The sequence below is a fragment of the Pararhizobium sp. O133 genome, assembly GCF_051669845.1.
In the GTDB taxonomy this organism is placed as follows: Bacteria; Pseudomonadota; Alphaproteobacteria; order Rhizobiales; family Rhizobiaceae; genus Pararhizobium.
In genome coordinates this window covers 1729940-1752547 of the sequence record NZ_CP196426.1, presented here as the reverse complement: position 1 = coordinate 1752547, position 22608 = coordinate 1729940, and the positions used below count along the sequence as shown (strand labels likewise).

Genomic DNA, 22608 nt, shown 5'->3' with positions numbered 1-22608 from the left:
CATCCGTCTCAAGAATTCAACTTCGCATTGCCGGGATCGACAAAGACCGGATGGCAGACTTCCGCCACCGATTCCGTGCCCCCGAGCCTGTCCCACACGACGATGCGTTCGCCATACCGCTCGCGCCCGGATTTGAGGAAGGCGAGCGCGATGTCGTGGCCGAGCGTCGGCGAAAAGCCGGCGGAACTGACATAGCCTTGGTCGTTCAACGTCGATGGCTTGGCGCCCTCGCGCAGCAGATGCGCGCCGGCGCGAATATGCTTGTCTGTCTCCACCGGCTTCAATCCGACCATCTGCATGCGATCCGCCGCCGTCAGGCCGTAGCGCGTCGACAGCCGCTTGCCGATGAAATCCGGTTTTTGCGCGGAGACCATGCGACCGAAACCGGCATCGTCGGGTGTGACGCGGCCATCGAATTCGGCATGGGTGACATGGCCCTTTTCGAGGCGCAGCACGTTGAGCGCTTCCAGGCCATAGGCGCAGATGCCGTGTGCCCTGCCCTCGTCCATCACCGCGTCGGCGACGGCCTCGCCGAAGGAGGCAGGGACGGCGAGTTCGTAGGCCAGTTCACCGGAAAACGAAATTCGGAACAGACGTCCTTTGAGGCCGCCTCTCAACGTCACGACTTGCGCCGCCAGGAACGGGAATGCCGCATCGGAGATATCGTCCTCGACAAGCGCCTGAACGACATGGCGGGCCTTCGGTCCGGCAATCGCCATCTGCGCCCACTGGTCGGTGGATGAGCAGAAGCGGACCTTGAGGTCCGGCCAGAGAACCTGCGCGCAATATTCCATGTGGGACATGACGCCGCCGGCCAATGCCGTCGTCGTCGTCATGAAGAAGTGCTCGGATGACAGCCGGCTGGTCGTGCCATCGTCATAGACCATGCCGTCCTCGCGCAGCATCAGCCCGTAGCGTGCCTTGCCGACCGGCAGTTTCAGGAAGGCGTTGCAATAAAGCCGATTGAGAAATTCGGCCGCATCCCGCCCATAGATCTCGATCTTGCCCAGCGTCGAGACATCGCAGATGCCGACATTCTGGCGAACGTTCAGGACCTCCCGGTCGGTGCTCTGGCGCCAGGTCTTTTCCCCGTCGCGGGCAAACCAGGCGGGGCGATACCAGAGGCCGGAATCGACAAAGACAGCGCCGTTCTTCTCGGCCCAATTGTAGAGCGGCGACTTGCGCACCGGTGCCGCATGTTCGTCGCGCGACGTGCCGGCGAGCGCGCCAAAGGCGACCGGCGTATAGAAGGGCCGGAAGGTCGTCGTACCGACATCGGCGGGGCTGACGCCCTGCATGGCGGCGAGCAGCCCGGTCGCGTTGATGCCCGACAACTTGCCCTGGTCGGTCGCCATGCCGTTGGTCGTGTAGCGCTTGGCATGCTCGACATGGCCAAACCCTTCCCGCAGCGCCAGACCCAAATCCTTCACATGCACGTCGTTCTGGAAATCGACGAAGGCCTTCGCCTTCGCGCCGGGCGCATACCAGAGTGCGGTAAACGACGGATCGATCTCGCCGCCCACGGACGGCACGGTTTCTGCCACCGCCGAAAATCCGAGATCGGCAACGATCGCAGCGGCCTTGCGCGCGCCATCGCCCAGGCATCCCGCCAGCGAATAAGTTCCCGCGGCCGCACCGGCCAAGATGAGACCGTTGCCGACATCGGGAGCGCGGAAACTGTTCAACTCTGGCGACCAGACGGCCTTTGCGCCGCGCTGGCAGGCAAGATGAATGACCGGGTTCCAGCCACCGGACATGGCCACCGCATCACAGGCGATCGTTTCCTCGAAGCCGGACCGCTCAACGACGATACCCGACACACGATGCTTGCCGTGTGTATCGACGACAGAGCCCGAACGGATCACGCGAGCGCCCGTCGGGGCCACGTCGGAGGCATCCGGTCGGCTGTCGATGATGGCGGCAATCTCGATGCCATGGGCGGCGAGATCGGCGGCAGCGCGGTAACCTGCGCTGCCATTGGTGAAAATCGCCACGGACTTGCCGGAGGCAACGCTGAAGCGGTTGGCATAGGTGCGCACGGCGCTCGCCATCATCACGCCGGGACGGTCATTGCCGCCAAACACCAGAGGCCGCTCCTCGGCGCCAGTCGCCAAAAGGGCCCGCTTGGCAACGATACGCCAGAGCCGCTCCACCGGCAGCTTGGCCTGCGGCTGGGCCACATGTTTCTGCACCCGCTCGACCGCGCCGAAGACATTGTCGTCGTACCAGCCGAAGACGGTGGTGCGCGCCATGATCGTGACGTTCGGCAGGGAGCGAAGCTCGGCGAGCAGCGCCTCGGCGAAGGCCGGTGCCGACATGCCGTCGATCTCGATGGTTCCGGAGAGCAACGAACCGCCCGGCCGGAAATCTTCATCGGCAAGAATGACGCGCATCCCGGCGCGGCCGGCGGTGCGTGCGGCCATCAGGCCCGTTGGGCCAGCTCCGACCACCAGCAGGTCGCAATGCGCCCAGCACTTCTCGTAGGTCTCCGGATCGCGCTCCAGCACGGCGCGGCCAAGACCGGCGGCCCGGCGGATGATCGGTTCATAGACCTTTTCCCAAAAGGCTGCCGGCCACATGAAGGTCTTGTAGTAGAAGCCGGCCGACAGAAACGGCGACAGGAGATTGTTGAGCGCGCCGACATCATGTTTCAGCGATGGCCAGCGGTTCTGGCTGCGGGCATCGAGCCCGGCATAAAGTTCGGCAACCGTCGCCTTGGTGTTGGGGTCCGAGCGCGCGCCCTGGCCGATCGTCACCAGCGCGTTCGGCTCCGAGGGACCGGCCGTGACGATGCCGCGCGGGCGGTGATACTTGAAACTGCGGCCGACGAGAAGCTGGTCATTGGCCAGCAGCGCCGAGGCCAAAGTATCACCTGAGAGGCCCGACAGGGTCCGGCCATCGAACTTGAAATCGAGACGGTTGGTGCGATCGACCAGGCCGCCGGAGGAAAGACGATAAGCGGTCATCGCGCCGCCTCCCGCGCTGCGGCCGCGCCGTCGGTCACGGAATAGACCTCATGGGTCATGGTATCGCGCTCGACGACCAGCCATCGGCGACAGCCGGCCACATGCTGCCAGTGCTCACGATAGCGCCCGCGCGGATTGGCGCGGATATGCACATAATCGTTCCAGGCCTCGTCGGACGCTTCCGGATCGGGACGCAGGACCGACGCGTCGCCACGGATGGAAAACTCTTCCTTCGGACGGGTGCCACAATGCGGGCAGGAGATGAGGCTCGCCATTCTTTAAGGTCTCAATGCAGGTTGGGCTGGGGGCCAGCGCCATGTTCGTCGATGGGATAGCCGCGCTCGAAGCGATCCAGCCGCAGGAAGCGGGCGACGGGATGAGTCTCGTTCTTGGCGATCAGATGGGCGAAACACCAGCCGGAGGCCGGCGTCGCCTTGAAGCCGCCGTAGCACCAGCCGCAGTTCAGGTAGAGATTGTCGATCGGCGTGTGGCTGATGATCGGTGAGCCGTCCATGCTCATGTCCATGACGCCGCCCCAGGACCGCAGGACGCGCACCCGCGACAGGCCGGGAATCATCGTCACTCCCTCTTCCATCACATGTTCGACCGTCGCCAGATTGCCGCGCTGGGCGTATGAATTGTAGCCGTCGATCTCCGCGCCGAAGACCAGCCCACCCTTGTCCGACTGGGAAATGTAGAAATGCCCGGCGCCATAGGTGATGACGTGGTCGATGGCCGGCTTCAGCCCTTCGGTGGCAAAGGCCTGCAGAACATGGCTCTCGATCGGCAGTTTCAGATCGGCCATCTGCCCGACGCGTGACGTATTGCCCGCTGCGGCGAGACCCAGCTTGCCGCAACCGATGAAGCCGCGTGACGTTTCGACGCCGGTGACGACACCGTTCTCGCGGCGGATGCCGGTGACTTCGCAATTCTGGATGAGATCGACGCCGAGACGGTCAGCGGCGCGGGCATAGCCCCAGGCGACGGCGTCATGGCGCGCGGTGCCGCCGCGCTTCTGCAGGAGCCCACCCAGGATCGGGAAACGGGCATGGTCGAAATTGAGGAAGGGCAGCATCTTCTTCAGCGCCGCGCGATCCAGCATCTCGGCCGGAACGCCCTCCATCCACATGGCATTGCCGCGGCGGATATAGGCGTCGCGCTGGCCGTCATTGTGATAGAGATTGATGATGCCGCGCTGGGACAGCATCGCATTGTAGTTCAGGTCCTGCTCCATGCCTTCCCAGAGTTTCATCGAAAACTCGTAGAAAGGCTCATTGCCGGGAAGCATGTAGTTTGAGCGCACGATCGTCGTGTTGCGGCCGACATTGCCCGAGCCGAGATAACCTTTTTCCAGCACGGCGATGTTCTTCAGGCCAAATTCCTTGGCGAGATAATAGGCCGTCGCCAGGCCATGACCGCCGCCGCCGACAATGATGACGTCATAGAAAGATTTCGGCTCCGGCTGTCGCCAGGCGGGCTTCCAGTTGACGTTGCCCGTGAGCGCGTGTTTGACGATCGAGAATGCCGAATAGCGCATGCCAGTCCCAATTCACCTGTCGATGTTGCAGCGCCACATTTGCGCAGGCGATGACCGGCGCAAAGACCACGCAGGCAAGGCGGATGGAGTGCCTCGCGCCTTGCTATCGGCACGTCTAGCCGAATGGCAATGCAGATACAGTGCCAAATGCGGCACAGTCGTGGAAATTTGCAGATTCCTCCTTGAAAAGACCGGTAAGGAATGTGGATGTACGTTCAATGCGCCGGACAGCGCCGCGCGTGATTGCGCAACCGGCAAACAGTAATGGCACAGGGGCTCGTGACTGAAATGCTTGATATCCTGGAGGAGGCGGCCGTGGCTGCGGGGAAAGCCATCCTCGACGTCTACCATGCCGGGCCGGATGTCAGCTACAAGGCCGACTGCTCCCCCGTCACCGATGCCGACGAAAGCGCCGAGAGGATCATTCTCGACCGCCTCGCAGCCGCCTTTCCCGACATTCCCGTCGTCGCCGAGGAAGCCGTCGCGGCGGGTCAGATTCCCGATATTAGCGGCCAGACCTTCTTTCTGGTCGATCCGCTCGACGGCACCAAGGAGTTCGTCGGCCGCAACCACGATTTCACGGTCAATATCGCCCTGATCGAAAGGGGGGAACCGGTTGCCGGCGTCGTCTATGCGCCTGCGCTGGGCATTCTCTATGCCGCCACCCGCAACAAGGCGAAGAAGGCCGTCGTCTCCGGCCAGACCACGATCGGCCCCGAGACAATTATCGGCTGTCGCTTCCGAGGCGACCGGCTTGTCGCCCTTGCCAGCCGCTCCCATAACAGCCAGGAAACCATCGCCTATCTCGCCGCGCACGGGATCACCGATTACGAATCGGTCGGCTCGTCGCTGAAATTCTGTCTTCTTGCCGAGGGGCTTGCGGACATTTATCCGCGCCTCAGCCGAACCATGGAATGGGACACGGCGGCCGGTGACGCCGTTTTGCGCGCCGCCGGTGGCGAAACCCTGACCATGGACGGCAACCCCTTGTCCTATGGCAAGCGCAACCAGATTTTCGACGTCGATTTCGCCAATCCGCATTTCGTCTCGCGCGGCAAGAACTGACCCGCATTCCCTGCCCGATGACGGGGATGCGATCGGCAAATTTCCCTTTGAGAGCAACGAGGATCAAGTCCCATCCTCCACCGTCCTCGGCGCGCGGCTAACCTTCTCTCGACGACAGAGGAGAATTGCCGATGAGCGAGACGACAACCAACCTTGAAATGCCCTATATCCTGCCCTCGCAGGCGCAGAAACATGTGACCCACAACGAAGCGCTGCAGCGGCTCGACGCCGTCACGCAACTCACCGTCACCGCTTCGCTCGCAACACCGCCGTCGGACCCGCAGGAAGGCACCTGCTACGAGATTGCCGCATCACCGACGGGCGCCTGGACAGGCAAAGCCGGCAAGCTGGCGTTTCGCCAGGACGGCGACTGGATCTTCATCGCCCCGCGCGAGGGCTGGCGCGGCTGGTTCCTCGCCGAGGTCAGGATGAAAATCCACGACGGCAGCGGCTGGGCGGCCTATGATGCGATCGGCACCCCTGTCATGCTCGGCATCAACACCTCCGCCGACAGCACCAACCGCCTTGCGGTCTCTGCCGCTGCAACCCTGCTCACGCATGCCGGAAACGGGCACCAGGTGAAGGTCAACAAATCAGCCATCGCCGATACGGCAAGCCTGCTATTCCAGTCGGGCTGGTCGGGCCGGGCTGAGATGGGCCTTGCAGGCTCCGATGATTTCTCCGTCAAGGTCAGCCCCGATGGCTCGGCCTGGACCTCCGCGCTCAGCATTACCGGACAGGGACAGGTATGCATGCCGCAGCGTCCGCTGGTCCGCGCCACCCGCGGCGGCGGCGTAATCACACCCTCCTCCAGCTCGCAGACCGGCTTTTCGACGCTGAGCATCAACCAGGGCGGCTTCAGCCTCGGCGCATCGGTTACCGGCGGCGGCAATCGCCTTGTCGTGCCGGTGACCGCACCCTATCTCGTCTGCCTCGGCGTCGAGGCCAATCCATCGGGCGCCTTTTCGGTCGCGGTCAAGGTCAACGGCATGACGACGATCGCCAGCGTCAACGACAACGATGCCGCCTCCGCCTCCTATGGAAATTGCGCCATTGGGCTTGCATTGCTGGCCGCCGGCGACTGGCTGGTGCTGGAGCACACCGGTACTACACCGCTCGACTTCGGTTATGACAAGACGGAATTGACGGTGATGATGCTGTGATCTCTCACGCAGCGACGGCGGCAATCATGCGTCGGCCCGAGGCGTTTCGCCAGCGGCAGTTGCAAGCAGGCCCACCATCGATATCTCGTTGAACGGCTTGGTGATCCGGGGGATATCGCGCAGCCCCACCGGGAAAATGGAGCTTTCTCCATACCCGGTAACGAAGCCGAAAACAGTGCCGCGCGCCTTCAACACATCAGCGAAGGCAAAACTCGTCCCGTTACCGAGATTGACGTCGAGAAGCACAAAATCGAAGGCTTGCTCGTCGATAAGGGATCCGGCCTGATCGAGGTTGGTCGCGATCTCGACGTGCTCCACGCCGATGGACTTCAAGATGTCCTCGGCCTCCATGGCGATGATGAAATTGTCCTCGAGCACCAGAACGCGCCTGACCGACAATGGAATTTCCGTAAGCGTCACCGACATTGGTTCCCGTCCGCATGAATACCAATTGGATGAGTCGCGGCCCCTCGATTCGAGACATAGGTCATGGGGGCAGCCTTGGCATTTAAATATGACACATGGGAAAGCGATAGCCCGGCGGCGCGCAAGGCCGTTTGTCTCAGATGAACGGCCGGCTCTTCTCGTGATAGCCTTCCCAGCCCGCGATTTTCATCAGCCCTTCGTCATCAAGGATATCGCAGCCGCGATCCGCCCAGCGGATCAGCCTGCGCTCGCCGAGTTTCTTCAATGTCTTGTTGGTGTGAACGATGGAAAGCCCGAGCGTATCGGCGACATGCTGCTGGGTGATCGGAATGGAGACGCGCTGACCCCTGAACAGGTTGGTCGCCCTGGCGCGCTGATAGAGGAAAGCAAGCAGATAGGCCGCCCGCTCGAGCGCTGACCGACGGCCGATGCTCAGAAGGTTCTCATCGAGAATGCGCTCTTCCTGCGCCGCGATCCAGGTCAGATCATAGGCAAGGTCGGGATAGTTGCGATAGAGCGTCCCCAACTTGTCGCGTTCGAAAACGCAGAGCGTCACCGGCGAAAGCGCCTCCACGGAATGCTTCATCTCGCCCATGAGTGTCCCCTGGAGGCCGATCAGATCGCCAGGCATCATGTAATTGAGGATCTGCCGGCGACCGTCGTCCAGCGTCTTGTAGCGAAAGCCCCATCCGGAAAGCACTGTGAACAGATGGGCGCTGTGCGATCCTTCCACCAGGATGGTCGTGCCCGCATCCACCGCCAGTTCACCGGTCTTGAAATTGGAGACGAATTCGAGTTCGTCCGGCTTGAACTCTCTAAAGTGTGGAAGCGCCCTGAGGGGACACTGCTCGCAGGGCGTCACCCTGTTGTTTCGGGTCCTCGGTAGGGCCATTCGATTCCTCAAGTTGGGATGACGGGTAGGGCTTTGATTTCAACAGAAAATTAGGGCTCGATGTTTTTCAGGCAAGAGGCTGCGGCAAAGGAGCGATGGACATATCGTTGCCAGAGCGCTAGTTTTCCGTTGCAGATCATATCCTTAAAGAGCGAGACGGAACAGCGATGAACCATGCAGCCTTTGCCAGCAATCATGTAGCCGTCGTGACCGGCGCGGCCTCCGGGATCGGCCTTGCCGCGGCGAGGCGCTTTGCCGGCCTCGGCATGAATGTGGTACTGGCCGACCTGCCCGGCGAGCGGCTTGACAAGGCAGCACGGGAGACGGCTTCACTCTCTCCGCACGGGCCGGACAGTGTGATCGCTTTGGCGACGGATGTCTCGAGCATTGATTCGCTCAGGGCGCTGGAAACGGAGGCCATCGACCGCTTCGGCAAGGTGCATGTGCTGATGAACAATGCCGGCATCCAACCCGGCAGCTCGATCCTCGGGGCCGCCGACACCTGGGAGCGCGTGATCGACGTCAACCTCTGGAGCGTCATCAATGGTTCGCGTATCTTCGCGCCCCGTATGATTGCCCATGGCCAGAAAGCGCTGATCATCAATACCGGCTCCAAGCAGGGCATCACCACGCCGCCCGGAGATCCTGCGTATAATGTCGCCAAGGCCGGGGTCAAAGTGTTCACCGAAGCGCTTCAGCACGAATTGCGCAACACGGTCGATTGCAACGTCACCGCCCATCTGCTGGTCCCCGGCTTCGTCTATACCGGCCTGACGGCCAATGGCCGCACCGAAAAGCCGGACGCGGCCTGGACGCCGCAGGAAACCGTCGATTTCATGATGCAGAGCCTGGAAAACGACGACTTCTATATCCTCTGCCCCGACAATGACGTGGAGCGATCGACGGACGAGAAACGCATCCTCTGGGCCGCCGGCGATATCGTCGAAAACCGCCCGCCGCTCTCGCGCTGGCATCCGGATTATGCCGATGCCTTCAAAGCCTTCCTCGCCAAGGACCGGCCGAAGCAGTAGCACAAACCGCATCGGACTGCCGAGGCAGACAAGTCATGGCGGCTTGAGCCATTCCCCTTTTGCGCGCATCCCGCAACCAGATTGACAGGTTCCCACTTCATGACAAGCGGCATCCACCACATCACCCTGATCACCCGCAAGGTTCAGCCGAATGTCGATTTCTATGCGGGCTTCCTGGGCCTGCGCCTCGTCAAGCGGACGGCGGGTTTCGAGGATGCGGCGCAGCTTCACCTGCTCTACGGCGACGCGACCGGCTCGCCGGGATCGCTCGTCACGTTCCTCGTCTGGGAAGACGGCGCGCCGGGTCGCGTCGGTCATGGCCAACCGAGCGAGGTTTCCTTCGTCATCGCGCCCGACAGTATCGGCTTCTGGCTGACACGCGCCTTGCGTTACAACGTCGCCACAGAGGGACCGGCGCAGGAATTCGGAGAACCGGTCATCCGGCTGAAGGATCCCGATGGCGTCATCATCAAGCTGGTCGGGACCGACACGATCGCTGCGCCGGCACCCTATGTCTTCGGCGATATCCCGCCACACGATGCGATCCGGCGCCTGCGCGGCGCGACCATCCTGACCGCCACGCCGGATGGAACCGCCGCCTTCGTCAACCGGCATTTCGGCTACGACGAAAGCGACAGGACCGACACGATCCGCCGCCTGGTCTCGCAGTCCGGCGACATTATCGACATACGAGATGCCGGCGGTTTCTGGACGGCTGCACCCGGCACCGGAACCATCGATCATATCGCCTTCCGGGCAACGGACAAGGCTGCCGTCGACGCGGTGCGAACGCAACTCGAAGCCGAGGATGCCGGCACGATTTCGGCGCATGACCGAAAATATTTCTATTCGCTCTACGTCCGCGAACCTGGCGGCACGCTGTTCGAACTGGCGACGGACGGGCCTGGCATGGCGATTGATGAGGATCAGGCGGCGCTCGGCACGAAACTGTTCGTTCCCGAGCATTTCGGTGGCGAAAACCAGGACAGTCTCGTCGTTCTGCCGCAGTTCTCATTACCCGGTGAGGCGCGCGTTCCGGCTCGGGAACTGCCCTTCGTGCACCGCTTTACCGTTCCTGAAAATCCGGATGGCCGCACGCTGATCCTGCTGCATGGAACCGGCGGCAACGAGACAAGTCTCTTGCCGCTTGGGAGGCAGATTGCGCCCGATGCGGAACTGCTCAGCCTGCGCGGCCGCAGCGTCGAGGAAGGCTATCCGCGCTTCTTCCGGCGGATCACCAACACCACCTTCGACCAGAAGGACATCATCTCCGAGGCGGAAGCCTTTGTTGCGTTTGTCGAAGGCGCCGTGACGGGCTATGGTATCAACCTGGAAAAGACGGTATTCGTCGGCTATTCCAACGGGGCAAACATGCTCGGCGCGACGATGCTGCGGCATCCGGGCCTGATCCGCACCGCTGTGCTGCTACGCCCGATGAATGTCCTTGAAACGATTCCGGTGGCCGACCTTTCTGGAACGCGCGTCTTGATGACGACCGGCGCGCAGGATCCCTATGCACCCCACGCGACCGATCTCGAAAAACACCTGATCAACGGCCATGCCACGGTGGAAAACACTATGATCAATGCCGGCCACCAGTTGAGCCCGCAGGACGTGACCATAACCAAGGCATGGCTGGCCGGGCTGGAAATCTGACCGCGACTACCGACCCTTGACCGTCGCTACATAAGCGGCAAAAGCTTCGACGAAGGTCTTCAGCCGCGCCTTGGCTTCCTCGTCGATCATGTTGCCCTCCTTGTCGAACACCGATCCGGCCTTCGGCACCATCAGTCGCTTGCCGGCCCAGAGATCGGCGCCGAGCGTGCGAAACACCGACAGCCAGGCATCCTGGCTGAGCAGGGTTCCGAACGGACCGGGCGACGCGCCGGCGAGGGCAAAGGCGCGGCCGGCAAAGACATTCGGCGCGCCGGTCATCGACGAACTCACCCAGTCGATCGCATTCTTGAACACGCCCGGCATGGAATTGTTGTATTCCGGTGTGAACAGGATGACGCCGTCGGCGCTCGCGATCTGGTCCTTCAACACCTGTACGGCTTCCGGCACGCCTTCCCGCTCGACATCGGCATTGTAAAGCGGAATGCCCTCGATCGTTCCCGTCGTGAAGCTGACACCTTCCGGCGCCAGCGGCAGAGCCGCATGGAGCAGGGCCTTGTTGAATGAGGCCTTGCGCAGGCTTCCGGAAATACCGAGCAGTTTGGTCATGGGACGATCCTTTTGCGTTTGGTGCCAACATGCTGGCCACGGCAAAAAAGTACAGTCCAAAAAGCCGGGATGACCCCGGCTTTTTGTCAGGCAATCAGACCAGCGGCTTCAGCCGTGCTTCGATCTGGGCGCGCCGATGCTCCAGGAACGGCGGCAGCGACAGGCCCTCGCCTAGCGTTTCCATCGGCTCGTCGACAGCAAAGCCCGGACCGTCGGTGGCGATCTCGAACAGGACGCCGTTCGGCTCGCGGAAATAGAGCGAGCGGAAATAGAAGCGCTCGACCTCGCCGCTCGACGGCAGCCGGAAGCTGTTGAGGCGTTCGGTCCATTCATGCAACGCCGCCTCGTCCGGAGCGCGGAATGCGACATGATGGACAGCGCCCGCTCCCTGCCGCGCGGCCGGCAGGCCCGGCTGGACCGCGACATGCAGTTCGGCAGCCGGACCGCCCTCGCCCATCGAAAACACATGCACCTCGCCATTGTCGTCTGGCGACGGGTACTGCCGCTGCTTCGTCATGTTCATCACATGCTCCAGCACCAGTTCGGTATTGGTGATATCCGGCACGCTCATGACGATCGGGCCAAGGCCCTTGATCTGGTGTTCGACTGGCACCGGGCTGCGGTCCCACGGATGCGACGGCGAAAGTCCGCCATCATCGATCAGCCGGAAACGCTGGCCTTCGCCATCCTCGAAATCGAGCGACATGCGCCCATCGATCTCGATGACATCGCCGGTGGTCACGCTCAATTCCCGCAGACGGGCCGCCCACCATTCGACGCTTTCCGTGCTGCCGACGCGAAGACCGGTACGCGAAACACTGTGCGTTCCGCGTGCCTCCCGGTTCACCGGCCAATCGAAAAACGTAAGGTCGGTGCCCGGCGTCGCCTCGCCGTCGGCATAAAAGAGATGATAGGCGGTCGTGTCGTCCTGATTGACGGTCTTTTTCACCAGCCGCATGCCGAGCGTCTGCGTGTAGAAACGCAGGTTCTCCTTCGCATTCGCGGTGATGGCGGTGAGGTGGTGGATTCCTGTCAGTTGCAAGCTCATGGCTGCCTCCTAAAAAGTGTGTTGAGGCGAATATCGGCCATGGAACGTGTTTAATAAAGAGGTCCGATACGGACAGAATGTTCAACAAAATTGAACGATCACATTATCTCTTGAAATCGACCCTCACCCGGGCAACCGGGAAAATGGTCTTCCAGACCAGTGCCGTGTTGGCGACAGTTTTTCCATCCTCGGAAAACACCAGCTTGTCGAAGAAATGGACCATGTTCCTGCCCGGCCCCGGATCGAGATCGACAAGATAATTGAACCGCACGGTATTGCCGTCGACCCGCACGGTCGTCTCGCCGATCACGTCCTCGCGTGTTCCGTTGTAAGTCGTCGGCCCGGTGCGAACGAAACGCCAGGTCTTGCGATCCCTCTCGCCATTGGCATAGACGAAGTCCTCGCGCAGCGTCAGGGTATTGCCGCGCGAGCGCCCTGTCAGGACGACATCGAACTTGCGGTTCACACCATTGACGGCGGAAAACGACCCGACCGCCGTGGTCTTTCCGCGGAAAAACGTCTCCATCACGGTATCGGCGGCAAAGGCTGGCAGCGCCGGAGACAGGAGGCTCAGAACGGTCAGTGAAAACAGAATACGCTTCATCGGTCTCTCCCTTGGTGTTGCAGGAGAGTACGGTTCGGGAAGCAGGATGGTTTTCATCCGCAGCCGCAAAAGCATAGCTTCACCGCATCGTGATGACGGTCAGGCCGGAATGCTCAGGTCTGTCAGATAGGTATTCTCAGCCTTTGATACTTTGAAATCGGCCGGCTTAATCGTCACCACCATCAGCGTTTCGCCATGCGATGCAGCATTTGCCAGAAGACTGCCATCGGGCGCCGCGATCCGCGACGAGCCCGCGAAGGTGAAACGCTCGTCCGCGCCGCAATGGTTGATATAGGCGACGAAGACCTGGTTTTCGAAGGCCCGAGTCTGGATCATGTGATTGGCGATGAACGTGCCGGAATAGCCGGCCGGCAGGGCCGTCGGAACCAGCACGGCATCGACACCGGCCAAGGCGAGGCGCCGGACATTTTCCGGAAACTCGACATCGTAGCAGATCAGCATGCCGCAGCGCACGCCGCGATGGTCGAAGGTCACGGTTCCCGGCGCGGCCGGCGTGAACAGGTCACGTTCGTAATCACCATAGAGGTTGGATTTTCGGTAGACGACCGGAGCCGCGTCGCCATCGACATAGACGGCGCTGTTGAAGACGGTTCCTTCTGCCTGTTCGGCAAAGCCGGCAATGATCGCAATGCCGCTTTGCGCTGAAATCACCTGAAGACGCCGTACCAGCGCTCCGTCCGCCGAATCCGCCAGATCGCGGATGACATCGCCGGCGCCGTAGCCGGTAAGCCCCAGTTCCGGCGTCATCAGCAGGCTCGCGCCCCTGCCGGCCGCATCCTTCGCCGCCTGCTCGACGCGGGCGAGATTGGCGGCGACGTCGCCGGGGACCGATTTCATCTGCAGGGCCGCAAGCGTGATCATGTGTCGTCCGATGACATGGCGCCGAGCAGTTTCGGCAGATCGCCGAACCGCGCGACAAGGGAGAAGATAACGGCGGCGGTCGCCACGAACAGTATCGTGACGGAGGCCATGGTCGGCGTATAGCCGTAGCGCAGGGCGTTGAAGATCTTGATCGGCAGGGTTTCCATCGTGAAGCCGACGGTCATGTAGGCGACGATATATTCGTTGAGCGACAGGACGAAGGCGAAAGCATAGCCCGAGACGATATAGGGCAGGATCAGCGGCAGAACGACGGTGCGGAAAATCGTCTTGTCGTCGGCGCCCATGGTCGCTGCGGCCTCGACGAGCGAACGGTCGATTGCGGTGAAACCGAGCGACAGGGTTACCAGCGGCAGGGTCACGAAGAAGATCGCGTGGCTGACAACGGCCGTCCAGGGCTGGCCGTAGAAACCGGTCGTTGCCCAGAAGGTCAAAAGGCCGAGCGCGGTGATGACGGGCGGCAGCGTGAACGGCGCGATGCCGAGAAGCTGGAAGATGTTCGCCCAGGGCGCGATCCGCCGCCACAGGAACCAGGCGAGCGGCAGGGCGATGGCGACGGCAACCGCCGCCGACAGGATCGCCAGCGTCAATGAGGCAAACAGGGCGTTGCGCCATTCCGGATTGAGGAAGATCTCGCCGTACCAGGAGAGCGAAAAACCCTTGGGCGGAAAGGCGAGCGTCTGCTTCTCGTTCACCGACACGCCAGCGACGACGATCATCGGCAGCGTCAGAAACAAGCCGATCAGGAAGAAATAGACTTTGCTCAGCGCACCGGTCATGCGGCTTCTCCCTTGCGTCCGGCCAGAACCGTCAGCGCCACGAGACCGAGGGTCACCAGCACCAGGAACACCGCCATGGCAGCCGCGAACGGCATGTTGGACTGGTAGATCGCCTGGTCGGTGATCAGCACGGACAGCGTCCAGTGCTGTGGCCGGCCAAGAAGCTGCGGCAGCAGGTAGGAGCCGAGCGCGAAGATGAACACCATGATCAGCGTCGCGGTGATGGTGTTGCGCAGCGCCGGAACGACGACCGTGAAGAAGGCCCGGACCGGCGAGGCGCCGAGTGTGCGGGCCGCCTCAGTCAGCGTCGGATCAAGCCGCACGAGCGCTGGATAGAGCACCAGAACCGTATAGGGAAAGGCCTGATAGACCATGCCGGTCAGCACCGCGCCAAAACTTGGCAGCAGCGCCTTTGCCTCGTTCATGACGCCCATCATGACCAGCAGATTGGTGATGCCGGCGGTGCGAGAAAACAGTGTCGACCAGGCAAAGCCGATGATGACTTCCGACAGCGACAGGACCGAGAGAAGTGCGACCAGCCAGACGATCTGGACCTTCCTCGCCATCCGGGTCAGAAGATAGGTGAAGGGGACCGCCAGTAGCACGCAGCAGATCGCCACCGTCACCGCCAGCATCAGCGAAAAGCCGAGCACATTGGCGAAGAACAGGCTAAGGAAGCGCTGGTAATTCGAGAAGACGAAGGCCGGCACGTAGAAGCCGCCCTGCTGGCGCTGGAAGAACGAGACGGCGATCATCGTTGCAAACGGCACGACGAAGAAGACGATGAGCATCATCGCCGGGAAGAACAGCGGGCCGTAGTCGCCGAATTTTTGTGGAGCTTCGCGTCTCATTTGGCCAGCACCACGCAGACATCCGGCAGAAGCTTCACGCCGACCGGCTGGCCGACCGCGACTTCGGGCCGCGCGCGCGGCGTGGAAACCGCAACAATCTGCCGGTCGGCAATATCGACGAAGGTCTCGATCGTGCCGCCGAGATCGCGCACGAAGGTAACCGTGCCGGCGAGCGCGCCGTCGCCGGGCGCCGTCAGATGAATGTCTTCCGGACGGATCGACAGCGTCGCCTTGGAAACACCGGCTCCGAGCGAGACGCCGGACACCGGCTGGCCGAGCACGGTGACATGGCCGGTACTGTCGGCTTCCGCTTCGAGAAGATTGGTCGAACCGATGAAGTCAGCGACGAAGGTATCGGCCGGGCGGCGATAGATCTCGATCGGCGAGGCTGCCTGGCGGATCTCGCCCTTGTTCATGACGACGACGGTATCGGCCATGGTCATGGCCTCGCGCTGATCATGCGTGACGACGATGGTGGTGATGCCGAGCTTCTGCTGCAGCTGGCGCAACTCCACCTGCATCGCCTCGCGCAGCTTGGCGTCCAGCGCCGACAGCGGCTCATCGAGCAGAAAGAGTTTCGGCGAGATCGAAAGGGCGCGGGCAATCGCCACCCGCTGCCGCTGGCCGCCCGACAGCTTGGAGACCGGCCGGTCGGCATAGCCGCTCAGATGGATCATGGCGAGAAGCTCATCGACACGCTTTTTCTGCTCGTCCTTCGCGCGGCCGCGAATGCGTAGCGGATAGGCAATGTTCTCGCCGACCGTCAAATGCGGAAACAGCGCCAGCGACTGGAACACCATGCCGAGATCCCGCTGGTGCGTCGGAACCTTGGTGATGTCCTTTCCGTCCAGCCGGATCGCGCCGTCGGTCGGAAGGTCTAGGCCTGCGATCATTCGCAACAGCGTGGTCTTGCCGCAGCCGGAAGGACCGAGCAGGCAGACGAACGTGCCATGCGGCACCGTCAGCTCGACATTGTTGACCGCTGTGAAAGTCCCGAATTCCTTCGTGACATTGTTGAGGACGAGGCCTGACATCGTTTCTTGCTTCTCAAACGTGGTGGTAAAAAGCCCCTCACCCTAACCCTCTCCCCGCAGGCGGGGAGAGGGGATGACGGAGCGTGCCGCTTGTCCCTTCTCCCCGTCGAAACGGGGAGAAGGTGACCGCCCTTCTTCTCTAAAAAGGGAGGCCCGGATGAGGGGCTTGCCCCTCAACCGACGATCAGTTCAGTCCACTTCTGGTTCAGCCAATCCGACTTCGTCTGGTAGAGATCGTAGCGCGGAATGATCGGCTCGATATCGGAGGACACGGCGGCGAATTCTTCGGCCGTCAGGTCGGTCAGTTCGCGCTTGACCGTCGGCGAGGTGCCGACCTTGCGCGACAGGATCGCCTGGATCGACGGCTGGCTCATATAGTCGATGAAGACATGCGCTTCCTCGATCTTGGTCGAGGCACGCGACAGGGCCCAGCAGCCCGAATCCTGGATGCCGCCTTCCTTCGGGAAGGTCGAGCGGACAGGGTTGCCGTCGGCGGCGGCAAGGCCGGTGACGTCGTGATAATACTGGCCCATCGGGATTTCGCCCGACTTCAGCGCCTGTTCGAACTGGGCTTCGTCGCGATACCAGAGACGGACGTTCGGCTTGACTTCGGCGAGCTTGTCGAAAGCCTTCTGGATGCCCTCTTCCGTATCCAGCGCATTGGTGCCACCGAGATAGGTTTTTGCCGTCACTTCGAGCAGGAAGGAGTTGGAGACAAGCGCGAGCAGGCCGAGCTTGTCGGCATTTGCCGGATCCCACAGCGCTTCCCAGGAGGTCGGTGCTTCCTTGAAGACGTCGGTGTTGGTCACCAGCGTGATGTACCAGGACACGGCGCCGATGCCGGCAACACGGCCATCCGGATACTTGTTGACGAAGCGTTCGATCAGGTTCTTGCCGTTCGGGATTTTCGCCATGTCGAGCGGCGCCCAGAGGTCCGTCGCCTGGCCCTTCAGCATCGAAACCTGCGACATCATCGAGACGTCGGCGGGCGCCTGGCCAGCCTTGGCGGCCTGGTCGAGTTGCACCAGCCAGGCTTCGCCGGTCGGCTCTGCAACGGCTTCGACGGCGATGCCGGTTGTCTTGGTGAAATCGGGGAAAATGTTCTTGTCGAACGAATCCTTGAAGTAGCCACCATAGACGCCGACCTTCAGCGACTTGTCCTGCGCGCGCAGGATCGACGGCATGGCCAGCATCGAGACACCGGCAAGGCCAGCGCCCAGCACGGCGCGGCGGCCGACGCTCTTGTTCAGAAATTCAGTCATGTTCGTTCTCCTTTTATGCCGGACGCCTTCTGGCTCCCGGTCTGTTCCCAATTTTCAGTCCGGCTTGCAAGTCCGAACCGTGGTTCAATCAATGTTTCAGGGCACGAAGCTCCAGCATCTTGGCGTATCGAGTCAACGGAAAACACAAGGCAAAATAGATAAGGGCAACAAAGCCGTAGACCTTGAAGGGCTCGAAGGTCGCATTGTTGATCGCATTCGACGTCCTGACCAGTTCCTCAAAGCCGATAATCGAGGTCAGCGCGGTGTTCTTGATCAGCTGCACCAGAAAACCCACCGTCGGCGCCCGCGTCATCGCGAAGGCCTGCGGCAGGATGATCAGCCGCATCTGCCGGATGTAATGGAGCCCGAGGCTGCTTCCCGCATCCCATTGCCCGACCGGCACCGCCTCGACGCCGCCACGCCAGATTTCGGCCAGAAACGCGCTGGCGCAAAGAGTAAGCCCGAGCACGGCAGCCGTCCAGGGTTCGATACGCAAGCCCAAAAGCGGTAGGCCGAAGAACAGCAGGAACAGTTGCATCAGCAGCGGCGTGCCCTGAAACAGGCCGATATAATATTCCGCGAAACGCTTCAGCCAGCGCCGCTTGGAAATGCGCAGGAACAGGATCAGCAGTCCGACGACGATGCCGCCGGCAAAGGCGACGGCGGAGAGAAGGATGGTCCAGCGCGCGGCCAGAAGCAGGTTGCGGATAATGTCCCAAAGCGTGAATTCGATCACGAAACGCCTCCGGGCAAAAAACGATTGCCGCCGGCAACCAGCAGGCGGCGCAGGCCGATGCTCATGCCGAGATAGACCAGCGTGATGACGAAATAGGTTTCGAAGGCGCGGAAGGTGCGGGCCTGCAGCATGTCCGCCTCATAGGTCAGTTCGCGCACGGCGATCTGCGAGACGACGGCGGATTCCAGCATCATGATGATGATCTGGCTGGTCAGCGCCGGGTAGATCACTTTCAAGGCCTGCGGCAGGACGATCTTGACGAACACCTGCCGCGGTCGCAGGCCCAACGCCAGAGCCGCCTCGCGCTGTCCTTTTGGCACGGCATCAAGACCAGCGCCGACGATCTCGGTCGTATAGGCGGTCATGTTCAAAGTCATTGCCAAAATGGCCGCGACGACCGGATCGAGCCGGATGCCAAGGCTCGGCAGACCAAAGAAGATGAAGAACAATTGCACCAGAAACGGCGTATTGCGCACGAGCTCGACGTAACCGGCGATCAGCCGGCGCAAGGCCGCATGACGGCTGCGCCGGGCCGCCGCACCGAGAACGCTGAGCACGGTGCCGGCAACAGCCGACACCGCGATCAGGAACATCGTCATCGCGGCGCCGTTTGCGATCAGGAAGACCGCATCCTCCAGCCAGCCGAAGTCGAGCGCATAGCCCAAAGGATCAGTCCTTCAGGTTTTCTGGATTGAGCGGAACCTTCAGCCAGGCTTCCGAGCTTGCATTCAGCTTGCCGTCGGCCAGCATCTTGGCAACGGCATCGTTGATCGCAGCTTTCAGGCGGTCCTCACCCTTGTTGAGCGCGAGATGCGACGGCGAGGTCAGCAGCTGGAACTTCTGCTCCGGCTTCAGGGCTTCCTGGCGGGCCAGAACCTGCGCACCGACATCGTTGCCGACGACCATCAGGTCGGTCTGGCCGGAAATGAAAGCCTGAATGACGGCGTTATAGTTGTCGAAGCGCTTGATATCGGCATCCTTGGGCGCCGCTTCGGTGACCGACGTATCCTCAAGCGTACCGCGATTGACGGCGATGCTCTTGCCGGTAAGGTCTTCCTTGTCCTTCACCTCCATCGCGGCCGGGCCGATCACAGCGATATAATAGGGCGCATAGGCGGCCGCGAAATCGATGACCTCGGCCCGCTCCTTGCTGTAGCCGACGCTGACCAGCATATCGACGCGCTTTTCCGTGAGATAGGGAATGCGGTTCTGGCCGGTGATCGGCACGGGAACCAGCTTCACCTTCAAGCTATCGGCAATGTACTGCGCGACGTCGATGTCATAGCCCTTGAGGCTCATGTCGGCGCTGGCGGAGGAGAAGGGCGGGAAGTCGGCGAAGACGCCGACATTCAGCACGCCCGCCTTGGTGATGTCGTCGAGCGCATCGGCATTGGCCGCCGAGGCGAAACCGAGAACGGCGCCGCCGAGCAGCAGCATGGCGGCAAGAGATGATTTCAGGTTCAAATGCTTGGTCATTTTATTCCCCTTTGTGGATTTTTGTTCAGGCACGGCAATCGAGTGTGGATTTGCCCCTCACCCTAGCCCTCTCCCCGTAAACGGGGCGAGGGGACGATCGAATTTTCCGCCCCCCTCCTCCAAATTGCAGAGAAGGAACGGAGCTTGCGGCATATCCCTTCTCCCTGCCTGCGGGGAGAAGGTGGCCGACAGGCCGGATGAGGGGCCGCCAGAGTATGAAGAACGTTAGCCCCGCTCACCGTTCACGAACGGGCTGAACACCATGAGGCTCAGGATCTCGAACAGGACCTGCGAACCGACCTGCGCCGTGTTGGTCGTCGCGTCATATTGCGGGGCGACCTCGACGACATCGCCGCCGACAAGGTTCAGGCCCTTCAGGCCGCGGATCAGTTCCAGCACTTCGCGGGTCGTGAGGCCGCCGATTTCCGGCGTACCGGTGCCGGGCGCAAAGCTCGGATCGACGCTGTCGATATCGAAGGAAAGATAGGTCGGGCCATCGCCGACGATCGTCTTCGCCTTCTCGATGATCGCCGGAATGCCGAGGCCGGTGACTTCCTCGGCATGGATGACGGTCATGCCGGACTCATAGGAGAACTCCCAGAGATATTCCGACGAACCGCGAATGCCGATCTGGATCGTGCGGGTCGGGTCGAGCACACCGTCGAGCACGGCATTGCGGAACGGTCCGCCGTGATGGAACTTGGTGAGGTCGTAGGCGCCGCCGGTGTCGCAATGGGCGTCGATATGGATCATGCCGACCGGGCGCTTCTTGCCGACGGCCTTCAGGATCGGATGGCTGATCGAATGGTCACCGCCGACGGAAAGAGGAACCACGCCGGCATCGACGATCTGGTTGATGCGCTTTTCGATGTCGTCATGGCTGAGTTCCAGCCGGTAGCGGCTCTGGAACGGTACGTCACCGATATCGGCGACGCGCAGGTCATGCACCGGGGCGCAACCGAGAACGTGATTATAGGGACCGATCCGCTCGATCGTGCGCATGGCGCGCGGCCCGAAGCGCGAGCCCGGACGGTTGGTGACGCCGAGATCCATCGGCACGCCGACAATGGCGACCTGCAGATTGCCGAAATCCGGCTCGTTGGCATCCACGGGCATATGCGGCGCCATCAGGAATGTCGGAACACCCGAGTAAGGCGCCAGACGCGTGCCATTCTTGGAGAAGATCTTGTCGGCGACCTTGCGGAAGGTCGGGTCGAACATCTCGCCACCATGGGCCTCGCCGTATTTCGCCTTCAATTCGCTGAGCTTCTTGTCATCCCAAGTCATATCCACGACCTCCTTTCGAGCCCGGGACGACGTGCGGAATTGACGTTCGGAAGGCCGGAAATCGGCCCAGATGATCGCCAATAAACGGATATCGCATCGTCATTGTGCCGATGGAATTTCCGTGCATGTTCCCCAGGCTTTTGCCTTTGTTGCGCATATTAGGAAACAAATTCACTGGAAAATCAATTGACATTGTTATAGCATTTGGTGTGAGAAAAACTCACAATTCAATTTGCCTTCCGGAGCATTCTTTCGTGTCCAGCCGCCTGCCGCCGCTCAACCCGCTTCGCGCCTTCGAGGCGACGGCTCGGCGTGGTTCGGTCTCGGCGGCGGCCCGCGAGTTGAACGTCACCCATGGCGCGATCAGCCACCAGATTAGGGCGCTGGAACTTTCCTTCAACGCACCGCTTTTCGAGCGCGGCGGCAAGCGGCTGAAGCTGACCTCCCAAGGTGCGCTGCTGCTGCCGGCTGTCACCAATGCATTCGAGGGCATCGCGGCCGCCACCGCCGCCATGACAAGGCCGACCACCAGCGGCGAATTGCGCATCGCCTGCGTGCCGGCGCTTCTGTCCTTCTGGATGATCCCGCGCCTGCATCAGTTCACCGAGCAGTTTCCCGACGTGCAGCTGACGCTCATCGCCTCCAACGACGCGGCCAACCTGTTTTCCAACGATGTCGATATCTGCCTGCTCTATGGCGACGGCAACTGGCCGGATTGCTGGGCGCGGCTGTGGAGCCGGCTGGAACTGTTTCCCGTCGTCAGTCCGACCCTCGTCAACATGCGGCCGCTGCGTTCGTTGCGTGACCTGCGCGATCACGTCATCCTGCATGGGGATGACGGGCGCGAATGGAACACCTGGCTTGCGGCGGCAACCGACGGCACCGACATCCAGCGCGGCCGCCAGCATTTCATGAGCGATGCCCGCCTGTCGACAGAAGCGGCGCTGCACAATCAGGGCGTGGCGCTCGGCGATACGATCACCGCCGGCAGCCTGATCGCCAAGGGCGAACTGATCGCCCCCTTCGACCTGACCGTGCCCGCCAACGACGCCTTCTATGTCTCTTGCCGCAACGAGGTCCGGGCCGCGCCGATCGTCAAGGTCTTCATCGACTGGCTGTTTGCAGCGCTCGAAAGCGACCCTATGCCGGAACTGCAGACCTCGGCGCGTACCATCATCCGCGCCCGTCCGCCCAAGATCAGTGCGCCGGAGCGACTGCCGACCAAGGACGGTTTCCAGCCGGTCTCCTCCCCTGCCCGCGTCCGCCGGCCGGAACCGACGCCGAAGCGCCGCGCCAAGTCTTGAAAAAACACGCTCGCTTAAACCCAC

22 protein-coding genes are annotated in these 22608 nt (G+C 61.9%); 5 read left to right on the top strand and 17 right to left on the bottom strand.

Going from position 1 to position 22608, the window contains the following annotated elements; translation table 11 throughout:
* Positions 1-8: 8 nt before the first annotated feature.
* The 3 genes from ACST81_RS08380 to ACST81_RS08370 are packed head-to-tail and all read right to left on the bottom strand — an operon-like array spanning position 9 to position 4503.
* Positions 9-2966: a sarcosine oxidase subunit alpha family protein gene (locus tag ACST81_RS08380; RefSeq protein ID WP_438752469.1), complete on the bottom strand. Its 2958-nt coding sequence runs from the start codon at positions 2964-2966 to the stop codon at positions 9-11.
* A complete protein-coding gene (locus ACST81_RS08375) occupies positions 2963-3241 on the bottom strand; it encodes a sarcosine oxidase subunit delta (RefSeq protein ID WP_438752468.1) in 279 nt (92 codons plus the stop codon). Before ACST81_RS08375 ends, ACST81_RS08380 begins: the two co-directional genes overlap by 4 nt.
* An 11-nt stretch (positions 3242-3252) precedes the next feature.
* Positions 3253-4503 carry a sarcosine oxidase subunit beta family protein gene (locus ACST81_RS08370; RefSeq protein WP_438752467.1) on the bottom strand — a complete coding sequence of 417 codons (1251 nt, stop codon included), beginning with the start codon at positions 4501-4503 and terminating at the stop codon, positions 3253-3255.
* Positions 4504-4791: 288 nt separating this feature from the next.
* On the opposite strand from ACST81_RS08370, the gene cysQ reads away from it, so the two are divergent.
* Positions 4792-5568: a 3'(2'),5'-bisphosphate nucleotidase CysQ gene (cysQ, locus tag ACST81_RS08365; protein WP_438752466.1), complete on the top strand. Its 777-nt coding sequence runs from the start codon at positions 4792-4794 to the stop codon at positions 5566-5568.
* A 131-nt stretch (positions 5569-5699) separates the two neighbouring features.
* The gene (locus tag ACST81_RS08360) at positions 5700-6731 is read left to right on the top strand and encodes a DUF2793 domain-containing protein (protein ID WP_438752465.1); all 1032 of its coding nucleotides are present in this window, start codon (positions 5700-5702) and stop codon (positions 6729-6731) included.
* A 24-nt stretch (positions 6732-6755) separates the two neighbouring features.
* Here the strand turns inward: ACST81_RS08360 and ACST81_RS08355 are convergent, their stop codons facing one another.
* Positions 6756-7157 (bottom strand): response regulator, encoded by a 402-nt coding sequence (locus tag ACST81_RS08355; protein ID WP_438752464.1) that lies wholly within the window; start codon positions 7155-7157, stop codon positions 6756-6758.
* Positions 7158-7293: 136 nt separating this feature from the next.
* Positions 7294-8049 (bottom strand): Crp/Fnr family transcriptional regulator, encoded by a 756-nt coding sequence (locus ACST81_RS08350; RefSeq protein ID WP_438752463.1) that lies wholly within the window; start codon positions 8047-8049, stop codon positions 7294-7296.
* A gap of 167 nt (positions 8050-8216) precedes the next feature.
* Between ACST81_RS08350 and ACST81_RS08345 the strand changes: the two genes are divergently transcribed.
* Both ACST81_RS08345 and ACST81_RS08340 read left to right on the top strand, forming a co-directional pair.
* A complete protein-coding gene (locus ACST81_RS08345) occupies positions 8217-9080 on the top strand; it encodes an SDR family NAD(P)-dependent oxidoreductase (RefSeq protein WP_438752462.1) in 864 nt (287 codons plus the stop codon).
* A gap of 99 nt (positions 9081-9179) precedes the next feature.
* The gene (locus tag ACST81_RS08340; protein WP_438752461.1) at positions 9180-10736 is read left to right on the top strand and encodes a VOC family protein; all 1557 of its coding nucleotides are present in this window, start codon (positions 9180-9182) and stop codon (positions 10734-10736) included.
* Between the two features lie 6 nt (positions 10737-10742).
* Here the strand turns inward: ACST81_RS08340 and ACST81_RS08335 are convergent, their stop codons facing one another.
* The 12 genes from ACST81_RS08335 to speB form a co-directional block, all read right to left on the bottom strand.
* Positions 10743-11303 carry an NADPH-dependent FMN reductase gene (locus tag ACST81_RS08335; RefSeq protein WP_438752460.1) on the bottom strand — a complete coding sequence of 187 codons (561 nt, stop codon included), beginning with the start codon at positions 11301-11303 and terminating at the stop codon, positions 10743-10745.
* A gap of 94 nt (positions 11304-11397) precedes the next feature.
* Entirely contained in the window at positions 11398-12351 is a 954-nt protein-coding gene (locus ACST81_RS08330; RefSeq protein ID WP_438752459.1) for a ring-cleaving dioxygenase, read from the bottom strand.
* A gap of 103 nt (positions 12352-12454) precedes the next feature.
* On the bottom strand, positions 12455-12955 hold the full coding sequence (locus tag ACST81_RS08325; RefSeq protein ID WP_438752458.1) for a DUF3833 family protein: 501 nt from the start codon (positions 12953-12955) through the stop codon (positions 12455-12457).
* Between the two features lie 99 nt (positions 12956-13054).
* Positions 13055-13837, bottom strand: a complete 783-nt coding sequence (locus ACST81_RS08320) for a carbon-nitrogen hydrolase family protein (protein ID WP_438752457.1) — start codon at positions 13835-13837, stop codon at positions 13055-13057.
* Positions 13834-14634 (bottom strand): ABC transporter permease, encoded by an 801-nt coding sequence (locus tag ACST81_RS08315; RefSeq protein ID WP_438752456.1) that lies wholly within the window; start codon positions 14632-14634, stop codon positions 13834-13836. The genes ACST81_RS08320 and ACST81_RS08315 overlap by 4 nt, the downstream gene beginning before the upstream one ends.
* Positions 14631-15485 (bottom strand): ABC transporter permease, encoded by an 855-nt coding sequence (locus ACST81_RS08310; RefSeq protein ID WP_438752455.1) that lies wholly within the window; start codon positions 15483-15485, stop codon positions 14631-14633. Before ACST81_RS08310 ends, ACST81_RS08315 begins: the two co-directional genes overlap by 4 nt.
* On the bottom strand, positions 15482-16519 hold the full coding sequence (locus tag ACST81_RS08305; protein ID WP_438752454.1) for an ABC transporter ATP-binding protein: 1038 nt from the start codon (positions 16517-16519) through the stop codon (positions 15482-15484). Before ACST81_RS08305 ends, ACST81_RS08310 begins: the two co-directional genes overlap by 4 nt.
* Before the next feature lie 173 nt (positions 16520-16692).
* On the bottom strand, positions 16693-17781 hold the full coding sequence (locus ACST81_RS08300) for an ABC transporter substrate-binding protein (protein ID WP_438752453.1): 1089 nt from the start codon (positions 17779-17781) through the stop codon (positions 16693-16695).
* An 88-nt stretch (positions 17782-17869) separates the two neighbouring features.
* On the bottom strand, positions 17870-18517 hold the full coding sequence (locus tag ACST81_RS08295; RefSeq protein ID WP_438752452.1) for an amino acid ABC transporter permease: 648 nt from the start codon (positions 18515-18517) through the stop codon (positions 17870-17872).
* On the bottom strand, positions 18514-19182 hold the full coding sequence (locus tag ACST81_RS08290; protein WP_438752451.1) for an amino acid ABC transporter permease: 669 nt from the start codon (positions 19180-19182) through the stop codon (positions 18514-18516). Before ACST81_RS08290 ends, ACST81_RS08295 begins: the two co-directional genes overlap by 4 nt.
* A 4-nt stretch (positions 19183-19186) precedes the next feature.
* Positions 19187-19993, bottom strand: coding sequence for a transporter substrate-binding domain-containing protein (locus tag ACST81_RS08285; protein ID WP_438752450.1), 807 nt, complete (start codon positions 19991-19993; stop codon positions 19187-19189).
* A 225-nt stretch (positions 19994-20218) separates the two neighbouring features.
* Positions 20219-21280, bottom strand: a complete 1062-nt coding sequence (speB, locus tag ACST81_RS08280; RefSeq protein WP_438752449.1) for an agmatinase — start codon at positions 21278-21280, stop codon at positions 20219-20221.
* Positions 21281-21534: 254 nt separating this feature from the next.
* Between speB and ACST81_RS08275 the strand changes: the two genes are divergently transcribed.
* Complete coding sequence (locus tag ACST81_RS08275) at positions 21535-22584, top strand: LysR substrate-binding domain-containing protein (protein ID WP_438752448.1); 1050 nt, start codon at positions 21535-21537, stop codon at positions 22582-22584.
* The last annotated feature ends 24 nt before the right edge of the window (positions 22585-22608 follow it).